The 24,498-nt window shown below is 63.7% G+C and carries 17 protein-coding genes and 1 pseudogene; 13 read left to right on the top strand and 5 right to left on the bottom strand.

Going from position 1 to position 24,498, the window contains the following annotated elements; all coding sequences use genetic code 11:
• The first annotated feature begins 38 nt into the window (after positions 1–38).
• From VGM71_RS05250 to VGM71_RS05235, 4 genes are all read left to right on the top strand, one after another.
• Entirely contained in the window at positions 39–410 is a 372-nt protein-coding gene (locus VGM71_RS05250; protein WP_331542767.1) for a response regulator transcription factor, read from the top strand.
• A 42-nt stretch (positions 411–452) separates the two neighbouring features.
• Complete coding sequence (locus tag VGM71_RS05245) at positions 453–1,226, top strand: YdcF family protein (protein WP_331542766.1); 774 nt, start codon at positions 453–455, stop codon at positions 1,224–1,226.
• 60 nt (positions 1,227–1,286) lie between these two features.
• Positions 1,287–1,796, top strand: a complete 510-nt coding sequence (locus VGM71_RS05240) for a hypothetical protein (protein ID WP_331542765.1) — start codon at positions 1,287–1,289, stop codon at positions 1,794–1,796.
• 82 nt (positions 1,797–1,878) lie between these two features.
• Positions 1,879–2,757 carry an EamA family transporter gene (locus VGM71_RS05235; RefSeq protein WP_331542816.1) on the top strand — a complete coding sequence of 293 codons (879 nt, stop codon included), beginning with the start codon at positions 1,879–1,881 and terminating at the stop codon, positions 2,755–2,757.
• 2 nt (positions 2,758–2,759) lie between these two features.
• Here the strand turns inward: VGM71_RS05235 and VGM71_RS05230 are convergent, their stop codons facing one another.
• Positions 2,760–5,603: an autotransporter outer membrane beta-barrel domain-containing protein gene (locus VGM71_RS05230; RefSeq protein WP_331542764.1), complete on the bottom strand. Its 2,844-nt coding sequence runs from the start codon at positions 5,601–5,603 to the stop codon at positions 2,760–2,762.
• A 320-nt stretch (positions 5,604–5,923) separates the two neighbouring features.
• Between VGM71_RS05230 and VGM71_RS05225 the strand changes: the two genes are divergently transcribed.
• The 4 genes from VGM71_RS05225 to ligD all read left to right on the top strand — a co-directional run bounded on the left by VGM71_RS05225 (position 5,924) and on the right by ligD (position 10,289).
• On the top strand, positions 5,924–6,172 hold the full coding sequence (locus VGM71_RS05225; RefSeq protein WP_331542763.1) for a hypothetical protein: 249 nt from the start codon (positions 5,924–5,926) through the stop codon (positions 6,170–6,172).
• Positions 6,173–6,389: 217 nt separating this feature from the next.
• Positions 6,390–8,282 (top strand): CocE/NonD family hydrolase, encoded by a 1,893-nt coding sequence (locus VGM71_RS05220; protein WP_414675091.1) that lies wholly within the window; start codon positions 6,390–6,392, stop codon positions 8,280–8,282.
• 198 nt (positions 8,283–8,480) lie between these two features.
• Complete coding sequence (locus VGM71_RS05215; RefSeq protein WP_331542761.1) at positions 8,481–9,413, top strand: Ku protein; 933 nt, start codon at positions 8,481–8,483, stop codon at positions 9,411–9,413.
• A 3-nt stretch (positions 9,414–9,416) separates the two neighbouring features.
• Positions 9,417–10,289 (top strand): non-homologous end-joining DNA ligase, encoded by an 873-nt coding sequence (ligD, locus tag VGM71_RS05210; protein ID WP_331542760.1) that lies wholly within the window; start codon positions 9,417–9,419, stop codon positions 10,287–10,289.
• 99 nt (positions 10,290–10,388) lie between these two features.
• Here ligD and VGM71_RS05205 read toward each other — a convergent pair whose 3' ends face one another.
• From VGM71_RS05205 to VGM71_RS05190, 4 genes are all read right to left on the bottom strand, one after another.
• Positions 10,389–11,606 carry an AGE family epimerase/isomerase gene (locus tag VGM71_RS05205; protein WP_331542759.1) on the bottom strand — a complete coding sequence of 406 codons (1,218 nt, stop codon included), beginning with the start codon at positions 11,604–11,606 and terminating at the stop codon, positions 10,389–10,391.
• Complete coding sequence (locus VGM71_RS05200) at positions 11,603–12,583, bottom strand: carbohydrate kinase (protein ID WP_331542758.1); 981 nt, start codon at positions 12,581–12,583, stop codon at positions 11,603–11,605. The genes VGM71_RS05205 and VGM71_RS05200 overlap by 4 nt, the downstream gene beginning before the upstream one ends.
• Positions 12,584–12,656: 73 nt before the next feature.
• The gene (fucP, locus tag VGM71_RS05195; RefSeq protein ID WP_331542815.1) at positions 12,657–13,886 is read right to left on the bottom strand and encodes an L-fucose:H+ symporter permease; all 1,230 of its coding nucleotides are present in this window, start codon (positions 13,884–13,886) and stop codon (positions 12,657–12,659) included.
• A gap of 113 nt (positions 13,887–13,999) precedes the next feature.
• Positions 14,000–15,049: a LacI family DNA-binding transcriptional regulator gene (locus tag VGM71_RS05190; RefSeq protein ID WP_331542757.1), complete on the bottom strand. Its 1,050-nt coding sequence runs from the start codon at positions 15,047–15,049 to the stop codon at positions 14,000–14,002.
• Positions 15,050–15,191: 142 nt separating this feature from the next.
• On the opposite strand from VGM71_RS05190, the gene VGM71_RS05185 reads away from it, so the two are divergent.
• From VGM71_RS05185 to VGM71_RS17640, 5 genes and pseudogenes are all read left to right on the top strand, one after another.
• The gene (locus VGM71_RS05185) at positions 15,192–17,540 is read left to right on the top strand and encodes a GH92 family glycosyl hydrolase (protein WP_331542756.1); all 2,349 of its coding nucleotides are present in this window, start codon (positions 15,192–15,194) and stop codon (positions 17,538–17,540) included.
• 216 nt (positions 17,541–17,756) lie between these two features.
• The gene (locus VGM71_RS05180) at positions 17,757–19,553 is read left to right on the top strand and encodes a sensor histidine kinase (protein ID WP_331542755.1); all 1,797 of its coding nucleotides are present in this window, start codon (positions 17,757–17,759) and stop codon (positions 19,551–19,553) included.
• Positions 19,550–19,996 carry a response regulator gene (locus VGM71_RS05175; RefSeq protein ID WP_331542754.1) on the top strand — a complete coding sequence of 149 codons (447 nt, stop codon included), beginning with the start codon at positions 19,550–19,552 and terminating at the stop codon, positions 19,994–19,996. Before VGM71_RS05180 ends, VGM71_RS05175 begins: the two co-directional genes overlap by 4 nt.
• Positions 19,997–20,015: 19 nt before the next feature.
• Positions 20,016–21,578: a response regulator gene (locus VGM71_RS05170; RefSeq protein WP_331542753.1), complete on the top strand. Its 1,563-nt coding sequence runs from the start codon at positions 20,016–20,018 to the stop codon at positions 21,576–21,578.
• A 77-nt stretch (positions 21,579–21,655) separates the two neighbouring features.
• Positions 21,656–22,468 (top strand): annotated as a pseudogene (locus VGM71_RS17640) (hypothetical protein); the annotation flags it as partial.
• Positions 22,469–24,498: the final 2,030 nt, after the last annotated feature.

Raw genomic sequence — 24,498 nt, 5'->3', positions numbered from 1 at the left:
GGCGGTAGGGTCGGCAAGTGCCGGGCGAGGATGTGAACTTGGCGGCTAACAGGACGGTGGCAATCGTGGACGACGACGAGGCCGTGCGAGCGGCAACGGTGAGTCTCGTAAGGTCGCTGGGACACCGGGTACGAAGTTTTGCCTCGGCCGAGGATTTCCTGCGCCACGGTGACGATGGGCACGTCGATTGCCTGGTTACCGACGTGCACATGCCCGGCATCGACGGCACGACCCTCCACCGCCGCCTGATCGAGCGCGGGCGTACGTATCCTGTGGTTTTCGTTACCGGCTATCCGGATGACGCGATGCGCGACAGCGTGATGGCGGCCGGCGCGTTTTCCTACCTGGGCAAACCCTATAGCGGCGAGGAACTCGTGGACTGCCTGGAGAAGGCGCTGGCCCGCGGCTGACATCGCGCCTTTCGTCCCGGCGGTTTGCTACGCTCCGCGTCCATGACTCTCATCATCTTCCTTGCGCTGCTGGCCGTCGGCCTCGTCCTGCTCGCCCGGCGGCGTTCGGGTGGCGGGTGGACGTTCTCCATCCTCGCGCTGTCCTGGTTGTTCTTCGCCGGCTGCGGACCGCTGGCCGGCCTGCTACTCACCCATCTGCAAGCCGGGTTCTCCCCCGATGTCACGCAGTGGGGACAGCGCAACGCGATCATCTTGCTCGGCGCGGGCACCGTGCTCGACAGCGCAGGCGTGGTCGAGCCCAGCCTCTACGCCAACGGCCGCATCCTCCGTGCCGCCCAGCTTTACCGTGCGTGCAAGGCCACGGGTGCGGAGTGCAAGCTGGAAGTGAGCGGTGGCGATGCCATGAAGCTCAAGCAGTCCGAGGCCGATGTCTATGCGATTTCCCTCGACAGGCTTGGCGTACCGCGTACCGACCTGATGCTGGAAGGACGCAGCATGAACACCTTCCAGAACGCGCAGTTCAGCAAGCCGCTGCTGGTGGCCTACGGCGCGGACAAGGTGGTGCTGGTGTCTTCAGCCGTGCACCTGAAGCGCGTGGCGCTCTATTTCGCCCATTTCGGCATTCGCGGCGAAACGGTGCGGGGCGACTACGTGCGGGCCCGTTACGACTGGCTACCCACGTCGGAAAATCTTTCCTTCGCGGACTTCGCCATTCACGAGTACATCGGCGTAGCGCGCTACCGCCTGTACAACGCGATGGGCTGGAACGTGCCGAAAGTACCTGAAGAAAGCGTGACCGCGCAGACACATACGTAACAATTGGCCGCTTATGCTGTGCCACCGTCCAACACGTATCCGACAACCCAGGAGTTGCCCGTGAAGTCTCGCTATCTGCTCGCCGCCCTGCTGGCCGTCGCCTCCGTTACGCCTGTCGCCGCCTACGCACAGCAGGATGCGGCACCCAATCCCGCCTCGCAGATCCCGGCGTCGGACAAGCAAGCCATCCAGAACTACAACCTCAACGAAGATGTCTTCGGCCGCATCGTCAAGGTGTCGCAAGAAGCGAAGAAGGCCGGCATCAAGCCAAAGGATGCGAAGACCGACTTCACGAAGATCCATTCGCTCGACGATCTCGCGAACCAGGTGACCGCAGCCGACCCTCGTATCGGGCCGCTGCTCCAGAAGTACAACTTCACCCCGCGCGAGTTCCTGCTGGCGAACCTGGCCGTGACGAACGCCGCGATCGCCTCGGAAGCGAAGAACAATCCACAGATGGCCCAGTACGTCGACCAGTCGAAGGTGAACCAGTCGAACGTCGCCTTCTACGAGAAGCACAAGGATCAGATCAACGCGCTGATGTCCCAGGACGACGGCGGCGGCCAGTAAGGCGTCGTTACCCCTTCGAGACGGAAGTCGGGTAGCGATGTCATGATCCCCTGATCTAAACATTGCCAGCTCGAGCGTGTCGATGAAATCCCCGCGTTCCACTCCCTGGCTGCCGGCGCTGGCCGTCCTGGGCTCCGTGACCTCGCTGTGCATCGGCACATCCTTCGCGAAGAAGCTCTTTCCGCTGGTGGGCGCGGAGGGTACGTCGGCGCTGCGCGTGGGTTTCTCGGCCCTCGTCCTGTTGGTGGTATGGCGCCCGTGGCGCTGGCCGCTCAGTCGGCAGGACGCGGGCTCCGTGATCCGCTACGGGCTCACGCTGGGCACGATGAACCTGCTGTTCTACCTGGCCTTGCGTACCATTCCCTTCGGTATCGCCGTGGCGATCGAGTTCAGCGGTCCACTGGCCGTGGCCATGTGGTCGTCGCGCCGGCCGGTCGATTTCGTCTGGCTGGCCTCGGCTATCACCGGCCTGGTGATGATCCTGCCGTTGGGGCACGGCAGCACGCTGGATCCCACCGGTGTGCTGCTCGCCCTGGGTGCGGCTGTCTGCTGGGCGCTGTACATCGTGTTCGGCAAGCGGGCCGGGCACCTGCATGCGGGGCATTCGGTATCGCTCGGCCTTGTGGCGGCGAGCCTGATCGTCGTGCCCTATGGGGTGGCTCACGCGGGCATGACGCTGCTTGATCCGGCCATTCTTGCCGCCGGTCTCGGCGTGGCCATCATTTCCAGTGCCATTCCCATGTCGCTGGAGATGATGGCGATGAAGCGCCTGCCGAGCGAGACGTTCGGGATCATGGTGAGCCTGGAGCCCGCCGTCGCGTCGCTGCTTGCGATGCTGTTGCTCGGCGAGCACCTGACTTCATTCCAGTGGCTGGCGATCGGCTTCATCGTGCTTGCGTCTATCGGAAGCACGGTGACCGCGCGCCGGGCGCGGCCTGAAGCCGTGGAATTGGCTGGATAAACTTACCAATTCTTCCTGACACCAAGGGTGCCCGCGACGCGGCGGTAGCGGTGCACGCCGAAGCGGGTTTCCACATCACCCCACAGGCGCCATCCATCGTTGCGCAACATGCTGAGGCCGAGCTTCAACGCATAGGCATTGCGAGGCACGCCATCGGCGAACGGCGCGGTGTCGAACTGCGTGGCGTCCAGCCTGCCCAGCCGGCGCAACCAGCTGCCCGCGACGTAAGGCGAGGCTACATGGCCACCCGGCGTATGCCAGCGCGCGGCTGCGCGCATGCCGACGCGGGCGGTGCTGCCACTGGCATGCAGCGGTGTCACCCGCGTGCCGTTGGTTTCGGTGTGCGTTCCACCGCGCAAGCGCGTAGCCACGACCTGGGCCTGCGGTTCGAGGTAGACGTCGGTGTCGCGGTTGAGCGTTTTTCGCCAGCGGTGGCCGGCTTCCACGCTGGCGGTCAGGGTACCGCTGCCGTAGCGCTCGGTGGCGAGCGCATCGCCCTCGACGCGCTGGTTGAAATGCGCATACTGCATCCAGCCCCGCAGATAGGTGCCGTCGCCCGTGCGCAGGCCGCCATAGAGACCACCGGCGGCACCCTTTACACGGCCCCTTGCCGAGTAGCGGGTGAGCAGGGACGTGCCACGCGTATCCGACTGACCTATCGCAGCCATGACGCCCAGGTGGGTGTCGACATCACCGCTGCCCTGGAGGAGGTCGGTGCCCATGGTGAGCTCGTTCGTGGACGTGGTGGTCGTGACCTGCCCGCCCAGGTCGAAGGCGGTGTGGCGCCGCTCGAACCGGGCCCACGCGCTGCCGTGCGAGCTGTCCGGCTCATCGTCCCTGCCTGCGCCGGGGCCCGAATGGAACATGTCGAGCACGGCTACCTGGTTGGCGCGGTAGGTGCCCGTTTCCGGACGAAGTACCGGCGCGGGGAGGAGGGTCGGGTCGAAGGGATCGAGCGGGCCGGTCGGCTCCATGCCGTCCTCCGGTTCCAGGACCGGATTGGGAAGGGACGAGCGCAGATACCAGCCGCCATCACCGGGCTGGCTGAGGGATCCCGGGTGCAGGAAGTACTCGTGCGCACCCGCGACGGCGCGTCCGGACAAGGCAAACGTTCCTTCGGAACGGCCGTCCACCCGGACGAGCTGGACGCCGTCGACGGTGTGGTCGCCGCCGCCATCGAGGGCATCGACGGCGATAAGGCTGCTACCTGAGGTATTTCCCATGACGTGGATACGGTCGGTGGGCGAGTTGTCGTCGGCCAGGCGGCTGCGCATGCGGAAGAGACCGTTATTGCCTTTGTAGTCGCCCGCAATCGTCAGCGTGCCGAAGGCGCCGGGCGTGGCCGGCGCGAAGGCGACGACGCCATGGTCGTTGCGCAGCGAACCGACGTGGCTGTCGCCGGTGACGACCCACGTGCCGCCGTTCTCCAGGGACAGATCGCGAACGATGGACGATGCGCCGGACCACGCGGCGCCGTTGCTGATCGAGAGCGAGAGCTTCGTCCCGTCGGGCAACGGCTTGCCGCGATCGGCGGACAAACGGATGTCGCCGGTCGCATGGGCTTTTTCATCCAGGACCACGGTGAAGGCTTTGTCCGATGTGGGATCGACCTCGGCGAAGGCGCCGTTACCGCCTTGCAGGACGGCGCCGCCGCCGATCCGGATCGTGCCTGGATCGTCGAGACGAAGCGCAGCCGACTGCGCGCTGCGCACACTACCTCCGTTGAAGGTGAGCCTGCCGCCGTTCTGTACGACGATGCCGTAAGCTCCTGCGCCGGTGGTTTCGATGACGGTGTTTCCCGCGTTGGCGACGCCTGCGGCACTCAACAGGCCGTACGCGCCGGTGCCGTTGGTCGTGATCGCGCTGCCAAGTATTTCCAGCCTGCCACCACTGGAGGCCACCACACCATAGGCGGATGCGCCGTGGGTGAGGATGCGCGTGTCGCGCAAATCCACCTGGGGAATTTTTCCGGCGTAGTCGCCGCCCTTGGCGGTGACTCCATAAGAGAAACGGCCGTGAGTCACGACGTCGACGTTCTTCAAGGCGACAGTCGCGGCGCGATCGTACACGCCAGGGGCATCCATGCCGAGCGTTTCGATATGTGAATCGCGAACCACCAGCCGGAGCCCATCCTGCACGTTGATCGCCACGGAGCCGTTGCCACCGGTAACCAATTGGCTGTTCTCGCCGACCGTGACAAGGCCGCTTGTCCGGTCCGCGTTGAGGGCGTGGGCTCCCTTGCCGCTCGTCGTTATGGTCGTCTGGCTAAGCGTGACCGTGGAGCCGCCGTCGACGTGCAGACCGTGGCTTTCGACACCCGATGTCTTTACGTTCGCGAAGTTGGCTTCCATGGAGGCGCCACTGCTAACCAGCAATCCCTTCGCCGCGTTACCGCTGGTGACCACCTTCGTTTGCGCTTCGAGGGAGAAACCGCCGGCGTGGTCCGCGATGATGCCGGTGGCACCATACCCGGACGTTTCGATGTGGCTGCGGCTGAACTGGCCGTGCGATTCGGCGCCACTGATGCGGGCACCCATCGCGCTGCCGCCTTCGGTAAGGATCGTCACGTTGTCCAGCACCACGGCACCGCCTCCGAGTACCTGGATGCCGTACGCGCTGCCGCCCTTCGTATGCAGGGTGCCATTCGTCAGCGACGCGACACTGAGAGGCTGGGTTACTTCGACGGAATAGGCGTTCTGGCCGACGGTGGTTATGTTGACCTCCGTACCCGTGGCCCGGCCTCCATTACGCACCCGGAGGCCTACCTGGGAATCGGCGGTGGTTTCATACGTCCCGGAGGGGATCGTCTTCTCTTTGCCATCGACGATGAGCGGGGGGTCGGCCACCGCCCCGGCCGTGGGGGCGAAGGCCGCCATGATAAAGGCTGTAAGATAGCGTCTGTGGAGGGGGATGAAAGGCTTCAAGCGGGTCTCTCCTTGTCTGGCTGTCGAGCGGGGATGCCGGCAGCAACTTCCAGAAGACAGGGTAGGGACTGGCTTCGGGTGGGGGAACGCGATTATTCTGAAAATGTCTGCGATCGCGCGCTGCGCCGCTGGACATCCACGCTTCATACTTGTCGTCGCACCCTAGACGGGCCCGTCTTCGGAGGGAAACGTCGCGGATGCGAGATTTATCTGCATACATAACGAATGAGGAGCCCAGCATCATGAAGGTTATTTCGATTACTGCCCTGGCGTTTGTCGCCGCTGCCCTGCTCGCCGGCTGCAACAAGTCGGAAGACAACACCGCCCCGGCGCCGTCGGCTGCTTCGACGGCCGCCCCGGCCACCGCTCCGGCCGCTGCTCCGGAATCCACCCCGCCGGCCGCCAGCACGGCCGCTGCTCCGGCCATGACGCCGCCGGCTACCACTGGCACCGCTGCTCCGGCCCCGGCTTCGACGGCTGGCGGTCAGTAAGCGCTTCGGAACCGGCGGTTTTCCAGCCGGTTCGCTATGAAGGAAAAGCGCCCTGCTCACGCAGCGGCGCTTTTCTTTTGCCCGCGGGGAATTAAGCAGGGTTTGTGCCATGAAACCCATGACTGGTGGCATGCGTGGCCCTTCCGTTCAGGATAGGGCACGCTTAGGGAGTTCCGTTCGTCCCACTGCCACAGGAATGCCCATGCCACATCGTCCCATGCTGCTGCCGATGCTCGCCCTGTCCCTGGCTGTCGCCTCCTCCTTCGTCGCTGCGCAGACCGCGCCGATGACGCCGGATATCCCAACCAGGTTCGAGGCGCCGACGACGGCGAACGATTACGTGAAGCGTGTCGTCGAGATCCCCATGCGCGACGGCGTCAAGTTGCATACCGTCATCGTCATTCCGAAGAATGCGAAGCACGCGCCCATCCTCCTTACCCGCACGCCCTACAACGCAGACGGTCGCGCCGCGCGCGCCGATGCTCCCGGCATGCGCAACCTGCTGCCGGTGGGCGACGAGGTATTCGTCGATGCCGGCTATATACGTGTGTTCCAGGATGTGCGCGGCAAGTACGGATCGGAGGGGGATTACGTGATGACCCGTCCGCTGCGCGGACCGTTGAACGACACCAAGGTGGATCATTCCACCGACGCCTACGACACCATCGACTGGCTGACAAAGAACCTGCCCGAGTCCAACGGCAAGGTCGGTATGCTCGGTTCGTCGTACGAAGGCTTCACCGTGGTCATGGCCCTGGTGAATCCGCATCCGGCACTCAAGGTGGCCGCCCCGGAAAGCCCGATGGTCGACGGCTGGATGGGTGACGACTGGTTCCATTACGGCGCCTTCCGCCAGACCAACTTCGACTACATCGCAGGGCAGAACGCCAAGCGCGGCAAGGGCGCCACCATCCCCCGCCTGGGCTATGACGACTACACCAACTTCCTGAGTGCGGGCTCGGCGGGGGACTATGCCCGGACCAACGGCTTCGACCAGCTGCCGTACTGGCGAAAGCTCAGCGAGCACCCCGCGTACGACGCCTACTGGCAGGAACAGGCGCTGGACAAGGTGATGGCCAGGCAGCCGTTGAAGGTGCCCACCATGTGGCTGCAGGGCCTGTGGGACCAGGAAGACATGTGGGGCGCGATCCACAGCTACGAGGCCGTGGAACCCAAGGACAAGGGCAACGATAAGAATTTCCTGGTGATGGGCCCGTGGCGGCACAGCCAGGTGAATTACGACGCTTCGTCGCTCGGCGCGCTGCAGTGGGACGGCGACACCGCCTTGCAGTTCCGCCGCGACGTGTTGCTGCCGTTCTTCAACCAGTACCTGGTGGACGGCGCACCCAAGGCCAATACCCCGCCGGTCTTCATCTACAACACCGGCGAAAACCATTGGGACCGTTTCAAGTCCTGGCCGCAGGCGAAAAAGACCCGTCCCATGTACCTCGTCGCCAATGGGGGGTTGTCGTTTGACGCTCCCGCGGCAAGCGATGCGACATATGACGAGTATGTTTCGGACCCGGCGAAGCCGGTGCCGTACCTGCCCCGGCCGGTGAGCTTCGCCGACCACAAGGAATGGACCACCTGGCTGGTGCACGACCAGCGTTTCGTCGACGGCCGCCCCGATGTCCTGACCTACATGACCGAGCCGCTGACTGCGCCGCTCAGGGTGGCCGGTGCGCCGCAGGTGAACCTGTACGCGTCCACCAGCGGCACGGACAGCGACTGGGTAGTGAAGCTCATCGATGTCTATCCGGCCGCCAATGCCGCCAATCCCACCATGGGTGGCTATGAGCTTCCGGTGTCGATGGACATCTTCCGCGGCCGCTACCGCGAGGGCTTCGGTGAAGGCAAGGCGATCACCCCGAACACGCCGCTGGAATACCGTTTCGGCCTGCCGACGGTGAACCACACCTTCCAGCCGGGCCACCGGGTGATGGTGCAGGTGCAGTCGTCGTGGTTCCCGCTGTACGACCGCAACCCGCAGACCTTCGTGCCAAACATCTTCTTCGCCAAGCCTTCGGACTACCAGAAGGCGACGCAGCAGGTATGGCACACGGCGGGGACGGCCAGTGCCATCGAATTGCCGGTTGTGGACACGAAGTGAAGTAACCAGGCACGGGTAGGAGCGCGCCCTGCGCGCGACAGCTTTTCGCGAAGAGCAACAAGACCTGTTGCTCAAAGCCCCAAAAGCTGTCGCGCGCGGGGCGCGCTCCTACAGCGGCTCTCACACAAGGCCGATTTTTGCAATCCCTCCACGCCTGCGACCGTATCCTCGCCGCACATACGCGCCGAGGACCGCCCCATGGCCCGCCCCATCTGGACCGGAACGCTATCGTTCGGTCTGCTTAACGTTCCTATCCGGCTGATGTCCGGCGAACGTCGCAACGACCTCCATTTCCGCATGCTCGACCAGCGTGACAACACGCCCGTGCGCTACGAGCGGGTGAACGCGGACACGGGCGAGGAAGTGCCCTGGAAGGAAATCGTCAAGGCTTTCGAGTACCAGAAGGGTAACTACGTGGTCCTCGAGGAAGAGGACATCCGCAACGCCGCCAGCGATGCGCACGAGACCGTCGAGATCGACGCCTTCGTGGACGGCGAGGACATCCCTCCCGCCTATTACGAGAAGCCGTACGTGCTCCTGCCGGCGAAGAAGGCCGAAAAGGGCTACGTACTCCTGCGCGAGACGCTGAAGAAGACCGGGAAGGTCGGCATCGCACGAGTGGTTATCCGCACCAGGGAATACCTAGCCGCCGTCATGCCTCAAGGCGATGCGCTGGTCATGAATCTCCTTCGTTACAAGGCCGAGATCGTCGACGTGGACGACTATGAATTGCCAGGCAAGGCCGCGTCCGAATATCGCATCTCGTCGCGCGAGATGGAGATGGCCAGGGAGCTCATCGAATCCATGTCGGGCAAGTGGAAACCCGAGGACTACCACGACGAGTTCAGGGCCAAGCTGCGCGCCGCCATCGAGAAGCGGCTGAAGAGCAAGGGTGTCACGACCACGGTCGAGGACGAGGACCGGACACCGGAGCATGCGACGACCAACGTGGTGGACTTCATGGCGCTGTTGAAGAAGAGCATCGGCGCGAAGACGCGTACACCGGCGGCGAAGAAAACGAGCACACGGAGGGCTGCGGCCAAGAAGACGCCCGCGAAGAAGACCGCCGCCAAGAAGGCAACGAAGAAGACCGCGAGCCGCAAGACGCCGGCGAAGCGAAAGGCGGGCTGACCGATGGTCAACCTCGTCGTTGGCGGCGTGAGCATCACCCACCCCGAGCGCCAGGTGTTCGGAGAGGGTGGACCGACCAAGGGCGAGGTCGCGGCGTATTACGAAGCCGTCGCCCCGTGGATGCTTCCCGAACTCCGGGACCGTCCGCTATCACTGGTGCGCTGTCCGCAGGGTTCGTCAGGTCCGTGCTTCTTCCAGAAACACCACGCCGATACGCTAGGCGCGCACGTGCATTCCGTTACCCTGGAAGAGAAGGGCGGCGACGACGCGGAATATATCTATGTGGACGACATGCGCGGTGTCCTCGAACTCGTGCAGATGAACACGCTCGAATTCCATCCCTGGGGCTCCCGCGCCGGCGAGCCGGACAAGCCGGACCGGGTGATCTTCGACCTGGACCCGGCGAAGGGCGTGGCGTGGAAAGCCGTCGTCGCCGGGGCTCGTGCCATCCGCGAGCAACTCTCCGAGGCGGGGCTGGAGAGCTTCGTACGAACGTCCGGCGGGAAGGGACTTCACGTGGTCGCACCGATCCGTCCCGGGCCGCCGTGGGACAAGGTGAAGGCCTTCTGCGAAGGTGTCGCCGATACGCTCGTCACGGAGAAGCCGAAACTCTACATCGCGGAAGCCAGCAAGGCGAAGCGCGAAGGGCTGATCTTCATCGACTGGCTGCGCAATACGCGCGGCGCCACGAGTGTCACAGGGTGGTCGTTGCGCGCCCGTCCGGGCGCGCCTGTCGCGATGCCGCTGCGTTGGGAAGAGATTGCGCGGCTGAAGAGCGGTGGGGCGTTCGACCTGAAGAAGGCGCTGAAGCGGGCGAAGACGCTGGAGGCGGATCCGTGGGAAGGGATCGACACGCTGAAGCAGACGCTACCGTAGGAGCGCGCCCTGCGCGCGACATGTTTTCGCCTCTGTTCCCGGATTCACGCGCCAGTTCCGGGCTACGGCCTCAAAACATGTCGCGCGCAAGGCGCGCTCCTACCCCTGCATCCGCCGTAGCGACGCCATCACCTCGTAGCAAGCGCCCATGGTGTGGTAATCCGTCTTGCCAGCCGGGCTCTTCTCGTCGTCGTATTTTTCGTTATTGCGCTTGAGGATGCGGTACCACGCGCCGTAAGTGTGATCGACGAGGTGCTCCCAGCTGTACACCCAGATTTTCTCGTACCACTCGTCGTACTTCGCTTCGCCGGTGGTTTCGAACAGGAGTTGCGCCGCAGCCAGCGATTCGGCCTGCACCCAGAAGTACTTGTCGTCGTCGCACACCTCGCCCTCGGGTGCGAACCCGTAGGCGATGCCGCCGTATTCCTTGTCCCAGGCCTTGTCGAGGGCCACGTCGAACAGGTGGCGGGCGGTAGGAACCAGCCAGTCCTTGTGACGGGGCGTGCCCTTCGTATAACGCTCGAGCATCATCAGCAGCTTGGCCCATTCCGTCTGGTGACCGGGCTGGAAGCCCCACGGGCGGAACAGGTGCTTGGGATTGTCGAGGTTGTATTCCCAGTCGATGGACCAGTCCTGGTGGTAGTGCTCCCAGACCAGTTTCTGCGGGGTCAGGCCCGCCTGGCGCTGGGTCATGTTGTTCGCCAGCAGCATGGCGCGGTCGAGGTAGCGATCGTCCTTGGTGGCTTCCCATGCGGCGATCATCGCCTCGGTCATGTGCATGTTCGCGTTCTGGCCGCGATAGCCGGTGAAGTTCCAGTCCTTGTCAGCCTCGTCGCGGTAAAGGCCGTGTGAGGGTTCCCAGTAGCGCTGCTCGAGCAGGTTCCAGATCTCGTCCTGCCAGCCGCGTGCTTCATCGAAACCGGCTTTCACGCCGCAGGAGTAGGCCAGCAGCATGAAGGCAAGGCCGTAGCAGTGGTTCATCTGGTCGTCGCGCTTACCGTCGGCGATCGTCCAGGCATAGCCGCCGGTTTCCGGGTTGCGGTGCACCTCGCGCAGGTACTTCAGCCCGTGCATGGTGAGTTCCTTGTCCTCGGGCTTGTGGAACTCGAGGTAGGCCATCGCGTGGTTGAAGACGAAGCGCGTGCTGGAGACGAGGTGGCGATGACCGCGGTCGTACACCGTGCCATCGTCCTTGAAGTACTGGAAGAAGCCGCCGGCCGCATCGACCTCGTTCGGCTTGTAGAAGGCCATCGTCTTCGCAACGTGGTCGCGCAGGACGTCGACGGCATGGAAATCGGGCAGGGGGACAGTTGTCATGCGTGCTTCTCCATGAAGGCCTTTACCTCGGCCTGGTCGGGAATGGCGGTGAACGATCCCTTTCGCGTGGCCGTGATCGCGCCGGCGGCGGCGGCGAACCGGATCAGGCCGACAAGGCGGGTTTCGTCCTCGATGAGAGCATCGAAGCGCTCGGGCGTGACACCTTCGGTCGCCAGCCGTGCGAGCAGCCCACCCACGAACGCATCGCCCGCGGCGGTCGTATCAACGGCGTCCACGCGATAGCCCTGCAAGGCGCCGCGCGCGTGACGCGTAAACCAGTGCATCGGCTCGGCGCCATCGGTTACCAGCAACAGCCGGGCCTTGCCTTGCCACAGGCGCTCGAGCACGGCGTCGTCGGACGCCGCTCCTGCATGGACGAAAGCGAATTCCTCGGCACTCAGCTTGATCAGGTCGGCTTCGTGCAGGGTTTCCCAGATGCGCGGCAGCGGCGCTTCGTCGCGTGGCCACAGGGCGGGACGGAGGTTCATATCGAAGCTGACCAGGGCACCCGCTGCGCGCGCGCGGCGCATGCCCTCGACGGTGGTCGCGGCGATCGCGGCCTCCGTCAGCGAGTTGGAGCAGACATGGAAGATGCCGAGGTTGTCGAAGGCATCCCGCCGGAAGTGCTCGGGACGAAACAACAGGTCGGCGGCGGGCGGACGGTAGAAGCTGAAGCTGCGGTCGCCCTTGTCATCGTGCGCGACGAAGGCCAGCGCGGTGCGCGCCTCGTCCGTACGGGCCACGTCCTCCGTACCGACGCCGAGTTCCGTAAGGCTCTTCAGCAGGAAGTCGCCGAACATGTCGCGTGCGAGCATGCCGGCGAAGCGGGCGTTTCCGCCCAGGCGTGCCGCGGCGACAGCGACATTGGCCGGCGCGCCGCCAGCGAAGGGAACGAAGGCGGGAGGCTGACCGGCGCCGCCCTGGGGCTGTGCGTGGAAATCGATCAGCGCCTCGCCGAAGCAGAGGATTGAAGACATGCTACGGCCTGTCCTTGGGGGTAAGAAAAACACGACGGCCGGTCACGCGTGGCCGGCCGTCGGGTGGAAGCGGTCAGTGCGTCGCGACAGGCACGCTGCGAACCTTCGAACCGCTGAGACCATAGAACACGATGTACGCGTAGCAGATCAGCGGAATGAAGAAGGCATGTTGCAGGCCGATCTGGTCGGCGATGACACCCTGGATCCAGGGAATCAGCGCGCCACCGACGATGGCCATGATCAGCAGGCTGGAGGCCTTGCCGGTCAGCGGACCCATGCGTTCGATGCCGAGCGAGAAGATCGTCGGGAACATGATCGAGTTGAACAGGCCGATCGCGACGATGCTGTACACGGCGACGGTGCCCGTCGTCGACATCGTGGTGATGACCAGCAGCCCGTTGATGACGGCGAACAACGCCAGCAGCAGTCGCGGCGAGAACCTCGCCAGCAGCGCGGAGCCGATGAAACGGCCGACCATCGCGCCGCCCCAGTAGAAAGCCACGTGGCTGGCGGCCACCGCGCCCGACATATTGCCGATTTCGGGTAGTTCGAGGTAGTTGATCATGAAGCTGCCGATGGAAACCTCGCCACCCACGTAGAAGAAGATGGCGAGCACGCCGAAGAACACGTGCGGCGTCTTTAAGGCATCCATCAGCGAGTGGTGGCTTTCGTCGGCCTTCTCGGTGGTTTCCTCGAGAGCGGGCAGATTGAACAGGTAGACGCCGATCGCCAGCAGCACCAGCACCACGGCCAGGCCGATGTATGGGCCTTGAACCGTGCCGGCTTCGTGTGCGCGGTAGCTGATCTGCTCCGCCGTGCTCAACGTCGCGATGTCGGCGCTGCTCTTCACCGCAGTGGACAGGATGAGGAGGCCGCCGAAGAGCGGTGCGAGGAAGGTGCCGAACGAATTCAGCGCCTGGGCGAGGGTGAGTCGGCTCGAGCTGGTCTTCTCGGGACCGAGGAGGGCCACGTAAGCGTTGGCCGCTACCTGCAGCACGGTGATGCCGGTGGCCAGGATGAACAGGGCGCCAAGGAAAAACCCGTAGACGCGCATGCCCGCGGCAGGCCAGAACATCGCAGCGCCGATGCCGGCGATGATGAGGCCCGCGACGATGCCCTTCTTGTAGCCCAGTGCCGCGACCAGCTTGCCGGCGGGAAGCGACATGATGAAGTACGCGCCGAAGAAGGTGAACTGGACCAGCAGGGCCTGGGCGTAGTTCAGTTCGAACACGGCCTTCAGGTGCGGGATCAGGATGTCGTTCAGGGAAGTCAGGAACCCCCACATGAAGAAGGTCGTCGACATCACGCCGAGAGCTAACGGGAAATAGGTGTAGCGGTTGTCACCCGGTGTCGCCGTGGACGGCGAGGTGGGCGATGGCGTGTGACCGGTGGCCATGGGGCGCTCCATATTCGAGTTCAGGGAGAAGACGGTGTGCAGCTGCTTTCGCGTACGACCAGCCTGACCGGCGCGATCGTATAGGCAGCTTCCGTCTCGGGATTGCCAAGTCTTTCAAGGATGAGTTCGGCGCTGCGACGCCCCAGGCCACGCGGATCGACCGCGATGGTGGTGAGGGGCGGCACGCAGACCGACGCTTCGGCGACGTCGTCGAAGCCGGTCAGGGCGAAATCTTCGCCCGGACGACGGCCTCGCTTCGTCAGGCCAAGCATAAGCCCCAGCGCGACGGCGTCGTTGTAGCAAACCGCCGCCGTGGGCGCGGGATCGCGCGCGAATAGCGCGCCGGTCTGGCGCGCCGCTTCAAGGCGCGTCGGCGCGCTCTCGATAAGCCACGCTGGATCGACCTTCAGGCCGGCATCGCGCATCGCTCCCGCATAGCCCCGGCGGCGTTGTTCCACCGAGCTGGAATCGCGGTGGCCACCGAAGAAAGCGATGCGCTGGTGGCCAAGACTGATGAGATGTTCCGTAGCGAGGCGGGCGCCGTGCTCGTTGTCCATCTCGAGCGTGTCCCAGCGATGGGCGCCGTCGTCGTCGGGAAGTTCGCGGTTGAACACGAGAAGGGGCGTATGCATCCCCACGGCCGCCAGCACCTGCTCGCCCTCGCTGCCTTCGGCCGGCGACAGGATGATGCCGGCGGGACCATGCTCGATCAGGGAGTTCAGCACGGCCTGCTGGCGTACCGGCGATTCGCCGGTATTGCCCAGCAGGGTGACGTACCCGGCGCTGGCCAGGGCTTCGTCGGCGCCGGCGGCGAATTCGGCGAAGAAGGGGTTGCCCAGGTCGTTGATGACCAGGCCGATGCTGGAGGAGGTGCGCCGGCGCAGGTTCGCGGCCGCGCGGTTGTACACGTAGCCCTGGCGCTTGAGTTCGGCTTCTACCCGGCCCCGGGTGACGGAGTTCACTAGCGGGCTACCTCGCAACACCAGCGAGACGGTGGCCCGCGAGACGTCGCACCCTTGGGCGATATCGGCGAGCGTCACCTTGCGGCGCTGCGGGGTATTCCTCGACATTGAAACTCCTTCAAACGATCTAAACCCGGCGATCATCGCGCGGGGGGCTTAGGGATGCATCACGCACTGCAGCATGCGCGAAAGCTCTATTTTTGCTACGTTCGACGCGTTTGTCACGATCCAAATCACCGGGGAACCCACGATGTCGAGAAATACCCGCCTGCGCCGGGGCCTGCTGGCCGCCGCCCTGACCCTGGCCTTGCCGGCTATCGCCGCCACAGCCCCCGCCAGCCAGACCGACAGCGCCTTCGCGGCAGTGGATCCCCTGATCGGAACGGGCGGCGACGGACATACCTTCCCGGGCGCCACGGTACCCTTCGGCATGATCCAGCTCTCGCCGGACACGGCCATGCCGGATTTCAAGCACGCGTACAAATGGGCAGCCGGCTACCAGTACGGCGATTCCAGCATCATGGGTTTCTCCCATACGCACTTCTCCGGCAGCGGACATTCCGACCTGGGCGATGTACTTGTCATGCCCATCGCCGGCGATGTGAAGCTGGATCCCGGTTCCCCCGACCAGCCTGGTAGTGGCTATCGCTCGCGGTTCGATCACAAGAGCGAAAAAGCCGAGGCAGGGTACTACGCCGTCACGCTGGCCGACTACGGCGTTCGCGCCGAGCTGACCGCCGGGGCCCGTGTGGGCTGGCACCGCTACACCTTCCCCAAGGGCAAGCCGGCCCACCTGCTGCTCGACCTGCGTCCCAGCATCTATGACTACGAGGGCAAGGTGCTGTGGTCGTCGCTGCGCTTGCGTGCGGACGGCACGGTCACCGGCGGTCGCGCCACCCGTGGCTGGGCCCCGGGCCGGCAGTTGTATTTCGCCATGCGCTTCAACCAGCCGATGTCCTCGCGAAGCCTCAAGAACCGGGAAACGGGGGTGCCCTATAAGGGCTTCGCCGGCCCGGGCAATCGCGCCGAGGACGTCGATGCCATCAGCGGCCGGGCACTGGAGGGCGTGTTCGACTTCGGCGACCTGGCCAAGCCGTTGATCGTCAAGGTCGCCGTGTCGTCGGTCAGCGAGGACAACGCCGTCGCCAACCTGGACAGGGATGGTGCCGGGTTCGATTTCGACGCCCGTCGGGCGGAGGCCCGCCAGGCCTGGGAGAAGGCGCTGTCCACCGTGGACGTGCAGGCGCCCGCGCAGACACGCAAGACATTTTATACGGCGCTGTACCACGCGATGATCGCGCCGGGCCTGTCGATGGACGTCAATGGCGAGTACCGCGGTCCCGACAATCAGGTGCATACGGCCAAGGGCTTCGACTTCTATTCCACCTGGTCGCTCTGGGACGTCTACCGCGCCCAGCAGCCGCTGATGACCCTGCTCGAGCCGGCGAAGAGCAACGACTTCGTCAGTTCGCTGATCGCCGCGCAGCAGGCCAGCCCGTTCGGCATCCTCCCGGTCTGGGCGTACCAGGGTATGGAAACGTGGTGCATGATCGGCTACCACGCGGTACCGGTAATCGCCGATGCCTATATGAAGGGCATTCGTGGCTACGATGCGAACGCCGCGTTGAAGGCAATGGTCGCCAGCGCGACCTACGGCCCTTACGGTGGCCTCGACGACTATATGAAGCTCGGCTACGTGCCGATCGATCGCCAGCCTGAAGCCGCGTCCAAGACCGTCGAGTACGCCTTCGACGACTGGTCGCTGGCGCAGATGGCCAAGGCCATGGGCAAGGACGATGTCGCCGCCACCTTCATGAAGCGTGCCGGCAACTGGAAGAATAGTTTCGACACCAGGACCGGCTTCCTTCGCGCCCGCAAGAGCGACGGCAGCTACCGCGAACCGTTCGATCCGTCGTCGGCCGGTTACGGCTCCGACTACACCGAAGGTAACGCCTGGCAGTACTCCTGGTACGTGCCGCAGGACGTCGCCGGCCTCATCGAGGCGCTGGGCGGCAAGGACGCGTTCGTGAAGAAGCTGGACTCGGTGTTCGACGCCAAGGTGGACCCGAAGTCGTTTGCCCACGTGGAAGACATCACGGGCCTGATCGGCTGGTACGCGCATGGCAATGAGCCGAGCCACCAGGTGGCGTACCTCTACGATTACGCCGGGCAGCCCTGGAAGACCCAGGAGCGCCTGGTGAAGATCATGCAGACGCAGTACGCCCCGACGCCCACCGGCCTGGTCGGCAACGACGACCTCGGCCAGATGTCGGCCTGGTACATCTTCACGTCGCTGGGCTTCTACCCGGTGGCGCCGGGGAGCAACCAGTACGTGATCGGCCGGCCTTTCGTCGAGAAGGCGACGCTCAACCTTTCGGATGGCAAGACGTTCACCGTGTCGGCCGACCATCTGGATGCGAAGCATCCGTACGTGGGCAAGGTCACGCTCAACGGCAAGCCGCTGGATCGCACCTTCATCCGCCACGAGGAAATCGTGGCCGGCGGCGAACTGCATTTCTCGATGCAGGAAACGCCGGCGAAGGCATGGGGCAGCGCCACCGGTGCGCAGCCGTATTCCATGAGCGACCAGGCGCGCTGAGAATTATTGCCGTCACAAGGCCTTCACGGCCGTTTCGGCATTAAGCACGCCTCCATCTGGACGGGTACGCCCTTCTTTCTCCTGCCATAGGGAGAAGAGGAGGCGTGCCCGTCCTCGTATCGACAGGCGTGCCATGAGATCCACCGTAGCGGGCCATCCCGTGCCTACAATAAGTGTCCTTTCCTGGGCAGGAGTCGTCGTGGGGATGACGGAAGCATGATCGAACGCATCGGACTGCGCTGGCGGCTCGTGGGCCTGCTCGCCGCCGTACTCGTGATCGTCGCGCTGCCGTACATTGTCACGCGCGCGAGTTCCGAGGACGCGCTTAACTCGCGGGACTGGGTGGCCCATACCGCGGAGGTCAAGGCAAGCGTCTACGAACTTGCCGAAACCCTGCGTAACAGCGAAGCCGCCATTTATGCCCTGCTGGCCGGCGCGCCGGACAGCGCGGCGCTGGACGAGCGTGCGCGGGCGCCTCGCAAAGTGGTTCCCGGCATTATCGCGGGGCTGCGCGAAATGACCCGCGACAACGCCGAGCAGGTCGCCCGCCTGGGCGCCCTGGAATCCATTGCCAGTGGCCGCATGGCGCTTACCGACCAGGCGCTGCGGCGCTTGCAGGCCGGCGATCGCGACGGCGCACTCGCGTCCATGGAGGATGCGCGCCAACTCTTCCCCATCCGCATGCAGATCCAGGCGGTGCTGGCCGAGGAAACGAAACTGCTCTCCGCACGCCGGGATGCCGCGCGCAAGCTGGCGAACGACAACCGGCTGGTGCTCCTGGTTGCGGCGCTGGCGCAGATCGCGCTGCTCGGCATCGTGGTCGTGGTATCGGAGCGGCAGATCGCCATCCGCCTCGCCGCCGAGTCGCGCGTGGCCGATGCGGTGAAACGTTCCCAGCTCATCGTGCAGGCGGTGCGCGAGCCCATCGCGATGCTCGACCGGCATCTGCGGACGCTGCTGGTCAACACGGCCTTCGCCGAACTCTACGGCTTCGATCCGGAGCGGGACCGGAAGCTTCCGCTGGACGAGATCGGCGAAGGTGCCTGGACCGACACCGCGCTGCTGCAGCGCCTCGCCGACGTGATCATGCGCGACCGCGAACTGTGGGATTACGAACTCACCCAGCGCACCGTCGACGGCATCGACCGTTTCGTGGTCATCAACGCGCGCCGCATCGAGCAGCCGGACAGCAACGATCCCGCCCTGTTGCTGACGGTAAGCGACATCACCGCCCGCGCACTCGTGGAACAGAAGGTCAGCGAACTGAACCGCCAGCTGGAAGGCAAGGTGGAGCAGATCTCGGACGTGAACCGGGAACTCGAAGCGTTCAGTTACTCGGTATCGCACGACCTGCGCGCCCCGCTGCGGCACATTTCGGGATTTGCCGGAAAGCTCGAAGTGCAGCTGGGCGACAAAGCCGACGATCGCGTGCGCCACTATATCGACGTCATCAGCAGCTCCTCGCGGCGCATGGCCCAGCTGATCGACGACCTGCTCGTGTTCTCCCGCCTGGGACGCGGGGCCTTGCGCCTGCAGCCCGTGGACATGCAGTCGCTGGTGGACGAGGCGCGCGCGCTGGTGGAAACCGACGCACGCGATCGCCGCATCGACTGGAAGATCGCTCCCATGCCGATCGTGGTCGGCGACGAGAACATGCTGCGTACCGTGTGGCAGAACCTGCTGGGCAACGCGGTGAAGTACACGGGCAACCGCGAGGTCGCGACGATCGAGGTCGGGGTGAACCGCTTGCCGGTGGGCGACTATGAATTCAGCGTGCGCGACAACGGCGCCGGCTTCGACATGGAGTACGCGGGAAAGCTGTTCGGCGTGTTCCAGCGCCTGCATCGCGCCTCCGAATTCCCGGGCAACGGCATCGGCCTGGCCAACGTAAGACGCATCATCGCGCGCCATGGAGGGCGTACCTGGGCCGAAGGCGAAACCGGCGTCGGCGCCACCTTCCATTTCTCTTTACCGGCCTCGGATGTCCCGGGTGCCAGAACGGGTGATACATGAACAAGCGCGACCTGCGCACCATCCTCCTCGTCGAAGATTCCATGGCCGATGCCGAGATGGCCATCGACGCCCTGCGCGAGGCCAAGCTGGCCAATCCCATCGTGCACGTCGAAGACGGCGTGGACTGCCTCGACTGGCTGTACCGTCGCGGCCCGCATGCCGATCGTTTCGAGGGCGATCCTTCCGTGATCCTGCTCGATATCAAGATGCCGCGCATGGATGGTCTGGAAGTCCTCAAGCAATTGCGCACCGAAGAGCGCTGGAAACGACTGCCCGTGGTGATTCTTTCGTCGTCGCGGGAAGAAAGCGATCTTGCACGCAGCTGGGACCTTGGCGTGAATGCCTATGTGCTGAAGCCGGTGGATGTGCAGCAGTTCTTCACCGCGGTGCAGACGCTCGGTCATTTCTGGGCCGTGCTCAACCAGCGGCCGGACGGGGACTGAGGGAGCGCGGACGGGAGGCATGACTGACATGAGCGGGCAGTGCCAAAAGGTTCGCATCCTCCAGGTGGAGGACAACGCGTTCGACGCGGAACTGGTGCTAGGCGAACTCGAACAGGACGGCATCGAGTTCGAGGTAAGGCTGGTGGACCACGAGGAGGCGTATGTCGCCGCCCTCGACGGTTTCCAGCCGGACATTGTGCTTTCGGACCTCAGCCTGCCCGTTTTCAGCGGGGAGCGCGCGTTGCAGATCCTGCGCGACCGTTCGACCGATATCCCGTTCATCTTCATCTCCGCCACGCTCGGCGAGGACGCCGCAATCGAGGCGCTGCGCAACGGTGCCACCGATTACATCCTCAAGCACAACACCGCGCGGCTTGCGAGCGCGGTGCGCCGGGCGCTGCGCGAAGCCGAGGAGCAGCGCGCACGCAAGCGTGCCGAGTTCGAGTTGATTCGCGCGCAGCGTTTCGAGAGCCTGGCGCTGTTGGCGGGCGGCTTGAGTCACGACCTGCGCAACCTTCTCCAGCCGCTGCTGCTCGCGGGCGATACGCTCGAGGACTATGCGGACGATCCGCGGCTCGCGCGCCTCGGTACGCTCGTGCGCGATTGCGGCCGCCGCGGCCTGGAAATGGTGTCGTCGATGCTCTCGTTCGCGCGGGGCGCGCGACGAGCGGAACAGGTGAAGCTCGGCGCCTTGCTCGAGGCGCTGAACCTGCTGTTGCAGGGCAGCGTGCCGCGCACGGTGAAGATGGAGGTCGACGTCTTCGATCCCGAGGTAGCCTTCGAGGGCAACCACACCGAATTGCAGCAGTGCCTGCTGAACCTGTGCCTCAATGCCATCCAGGCCATGCCGGACGGCGGCACGCTTCGGATCGAAACCGACGTGGTGAGCCTGCCGGAGGACTTCTTCGTCGAAGTCGAGCCGGCTTCGCCAGGACGTTACCTGCGCCTTTCGGTCATCGACTCCGGCGAAGGCATGAAGCCTGAGGTGTTGGAGCGCCTGTTCGAACCCTTCTTCACCACCAAGGCGACGGGTACCGGCCTGGGATTGCTGTCCTGCAAGCGCATCGTCGCCAGCCACGGCGGCCTCATGCGCGTACGCAGCCGGGTGGGTGAAGGCACGGGGTTCCATCTTTACCTGCCGCAGCGTGCGCAAGACGTGGACCACATCGATCCGCAGGTCATGGATGCGAGCCTGCAGGGCGAGGCCGAGCGGGTGCTCGTCGTGGTCGAGGAGGCGGTGCAGCTGTCGCTGCTGGTGGACACGCTGGACGCTTATGGCTACCAGGCGGGTGCAAGCCAAAGCGGTACGGCGGCGCTCCAGTGGATCGAAGCGCATGGCGTCCCCGACCTGGTGGTGATGGACGCGGACATGAACCTCTTCACCGGCGTGCGCACGCTCGCCGCGTTGCTCGAGCACGGTTACACCGGCGCGGTGCTGTTGCTGGCGCGTCCGGATTCACCGCCGAATTTCGATGAGCTGCCGCAGATGGATCATCTTTATGTGATCGAGAAGCCGGTGCAGTCGAGAGGGTTGTTGCGGAAGGTGCGTGAGGCGCTGGATGCCAGCGAGGCGAATCGCTGAGGTTTTTCAGACTAATCTGATACTTTTCGTTTCTCCCGGCTTTTAGCTTCCTTTGTTACTACAAGGGAGGGTCGGGAATGAATTTGCATAAGTATGGTCTTGCTCGGCGGCGCCTGCTCGCAGGCGTAGCGTTGGCGCTTGGGGGCTCACAGGTGCATGCGCAGGACGAAGTAGTCAGCTTCCCATCGATTGAGGACGGTGCACTAGTTCCGTTCAAGGGCACGGATCAGTCGATTCGGAAGATCTATGTCGCGCAGGACAAGATCAACGAGGTTTTGGCACCCGCAGTGACTTTGTTCTGTGAGCCATACGCGCTGAATGGCAAGGGCTGCGAGCTCATTGCGAAGGAGCGCGAAAAAATCACGGCGTCCGATGGAGTCAGCAGTTTGACAAGCCTCAAGGCGACTGTGAGGATCACGCACTCCGACGGTCAGACGGAAGATAAAATTTCCTCCCTTAACGTAGAACTGCTTCGTTCTTGCCCCTCTGGCGCCGTGCTGACGACGACGAGTCTTCACCAGGTAGCGAACTTGAGTCGCCTGACTGCATTCAACCCGACGGCTTGTCGGCGCTTCGGCCTGCTCCCGACAGCAAAGGCCCTCGGGCTTCCGCGGACAAGCTCGTCTAACATCTGCCCCATATCGACCACACCCCTGGTTGGAAATCCAATCAATCCTACGACGCTTTCGAAGATCGAGATTGTTGCTGATATTCGCGCACCGCATGGATCCGCGCTTGGATTCGTTCGGATCTATCAGAGTGGCGCTTATCCTGCCAATGTTGTGTATCCGGATACCGCAGTCATTTATCCGCAAACGGAGCGGATGGGCTCGCGGTGGCGACATAACTTCGACCGCAGATTGGTGTCGCGTCGTCACTACTCCAGCGAAAGCCAGAGTTATGTTGATGGCATTGCGCTAATCGATGAGGATGGAAAGGAAACGACTTTTATCGTCCGAGATGATGGATACGCCAGCGAATCCGACGAGCGGGGGAGATTGTCAACAGATGGCAAGGGTTGGGCGTATGCAAGGCCGGATGGAGTCATCGAACGGTTCGACGTCAAGGGATATCTCTCATCCAAGACGGACGGCAACGGGCGTTCGCTCAACCTCACCTATAGGGATGGCTCAACCGACGGGTCACAGGAACTTGTCAGGGTCACCGACTGGAAGGGCCGATCGATCACCTTGGATTACGACTCTTCTGGTCGTGTTTCTGCCGTTACAGGCCCTGACGGCGGGCATGTGGCATACGAGTACGATGAAACATTGACAGCAGGGCCTGAGGCGAACCTTTCGAAGGTCACTTATGCGGACGGTACTTCCATTCAGTACCTCTACGACGAGCCCGAAATGGGTGGCTTCCCGGCGCATAAGCTGACCGGGATTATCAAAGAAGACGGCAAGCGCTTTGCGACTTTTCGTTACGACCACCGTAACCGGGCCGAATCGTCAGAGCACGGGGGCGGGCTGGAAAAAAACACGGCAATTCTTTCCAGTGACGGCCTGGTGCGTCACAGGACGCTTAGCGGGCGCGAAGAAAGCTTTGAGCTGAGCGCGATCTACGGCATACCAAGGATACGGAAGCGCAGCGAAAGCCTCGTAGGTCCTGGCAAGATAGAACGATCGTACTCGTTTCTTGGCGACGGCCGGGTAGACTCGTTTACCGACTACTTAGGTATCGCCACCACCCTGAGTTATGACCCTGACCGCGGACTCGAGAGCGAGAGGACAGAGGCGGCAGGGACTCCGGGTGCTCGGACAACACGCACGAAATGGCATCCCATCTTCGACCTTCCGGTGAGCATCGAGGTGGGCTCGGCATCCGTGTCCTATCTTTATGACGATCGAGGAAACCTCGTTGAGAAACGGCGTACCGTGTCGTCGGGCCACCTTCCGGATGCGCGCGTAGATAGGGTGACGCGTTACGCCTACGATGCACACGGCTTGCTGACCTCGGTTGATGGACCGGTAGAAGGGGCCGGTGACACGAGCATTCTCGGCTATCGAAACGGAGACGCCCCAGGCTGTAAAAGATCAATCGGATTATGTGACTGGCGAAAGAATGATGTTCACACCCTGACGGATCCGAGTGGGTTGACGGAAACAATCCTGCGTTATGACGGTGCGGGGCGTGTGCGTTCGAGCGCCGACGTCAACGGCGTCATTACGGACCACAGTTATGACGCCCGTGGTCGCAGACTCTCCACTACAATTCGGGCAAGACCAGACGGGGCGCCGTCCGAAGCGGACATCGTCACGACCTTCGCGTACACAGCCAGCGGAGAACTCGCAAGGCAGATCGATGGCGACAAGGTAAGCATTTCATTCGAGTACGATGATGCTCACCGCATGGTAGCGGAAGTCGACAATTTGAACCGGCGACACGAATTCAGCCTAAACGGCGACGGGCTTGCCGCAGGCCAGATATATCGTGGGGCGACAGGGAAAGTCGAGTATGAGGTCACTCGTAACTTCAACGCAAACGGAAGCCTGCTGCGCGAGCGCTCGCCAGCTGGCGTTGATATTAGCTTCAAATACGACGCAAACAGCAGCCTCATCGAGAAACATCATGGTGCTGAACAGGAAGTGCGTACGCTGGATCCGCGGCGCCGACCTTCGGATATCCTGTACTCCCTGTTCAGCGTTAAGGCGAAGATATCGTTGGCTTACGGCGAGCTTGATGATGTCAAGTCAGTTCGCGACCCTAAGGCATTGCTCACGTCGTATACGCGCAACGGTGCAGGAGATCTTTTAGGCATATCAAGCCCCGACACTGGCGGTGCGCGTCAAGGTACTTGTCGCCTGAGTTATGCAGCTTGCAACTGTTTTCCGATACCTCTTGCGTGCGCGTCAACGACAGCGTCTCGTTCGGGATTCAAGGTCACGGAACCGACGGGCGACCAATCCCGGGTCGC

It is taken from the genome of Luteibacter sp., from assembly GCF_036499525.1.
Classification (GTDB): Bacteria; Pseudomonadota; Gammaproteobacteria; order Xanthomonadales; family Rhodanobacteraceae; genus Luteibacter.
The sequence above is the reverse complement of the archived record's forward strand: the minus strand, read 5'-3'. Positions and strand labels throughout refer to the sequence as shown.

Coding starts and splice junctions, on each gene's coding strand:
- VGM71_RS05245 (WP_331542766.1), top strand. CDS start 453: ATGACTCTCATCATCTTCCTTGCGCTGCTGGCCGTCGGCCTCGTCCTG.
- VGM71_RS05235 (WP_331542816.1), top strand. CDS start 1,879: ATGAAATCCCCGCGTTCCACTCCCTGGCTGCCGGCGCTGGCCGTCCTG.
- VGM71_RS05225 (WP_331542763.1), top strand. CDS start 5,924: ATGAAGGTTATTTCGATTACTGCCCTGGCGTTTGTCGCCGCTGCCCTG.
- VGM71_RS05220 (WP_414675091.1), top strand. CDS start 6,390: ATGCTGCTGCCGATGCTCGCCCTGTCCCTGGCTGTCGCCTCCTCCTTC.
- VGM71_RS05215 (WP_331542761.1), top strand. CDS start 8,481: ATGGCCCGCCCCATCTGGACCGGAACGCTATCGTTCGGTCTGCTTAAC.
- ligD (WP_331542760.1), top strand. CDS start 9,417: ATGGTCAACCTCGTCGTTGGCGGCGTGAGCATCACCCACCCCGAGCGC.
- VGM71_RS05205 (WP_331542759.1), bottom strand. CDS start 11,606: ATGACAACTGTCCCCCTGCCCGATTTCCATGCCGTCGACGTCCTGCGC.
- VGM71_RS05200 (WP_331542758.1), bottom strand. CDS start 12,583: ATGTCTTCAATCCTCTGCTTCGGCGAGGCGCTGATCGATTTCCACGCA.
- fucP (WP_331542815.1), bottom strand. CDS start 13,886: ATGTCGACGACCTTCTTCATGTGGGGGTTCCTGACTTCCCTGAACGAC.
- VGM71_RS05190 (WP_331542757.1), bottom strand. CDS start 15,049: ATGTCGAGGAATACCCCGCAGCGCCGCAAGGTGACGCTCGCCGATATC.
- VGM71_RS05185 (WP_331542756.1), top strand. CDS start 15,192: ATGTCGAGAAATACCCGCCTGCGCCGGGGCCTGCTGGCCGCCGCCCTG.
- VGM71_RS05180 (WP_331542755.1), top strand. CDS start 17,757: ATGATCGAACGCATCGGACTGCGCTGGCGGCTCGTGGGCCTGCTCGCC.
- VGM71_RS05175 (WP_331542754.1), top strand. CDS start 19,550: ATGAACAAGCGCGACCTGCGCACCATCCTCCTCGTCGAAGATTCCATG.
- VGM71_RS05170 (WP_331542753.1), top strand. CDS start 20,016: ATGACTGACATGAGCGGGCAGTGCCAAAAGGTTCGCATCCTCCAGGTG.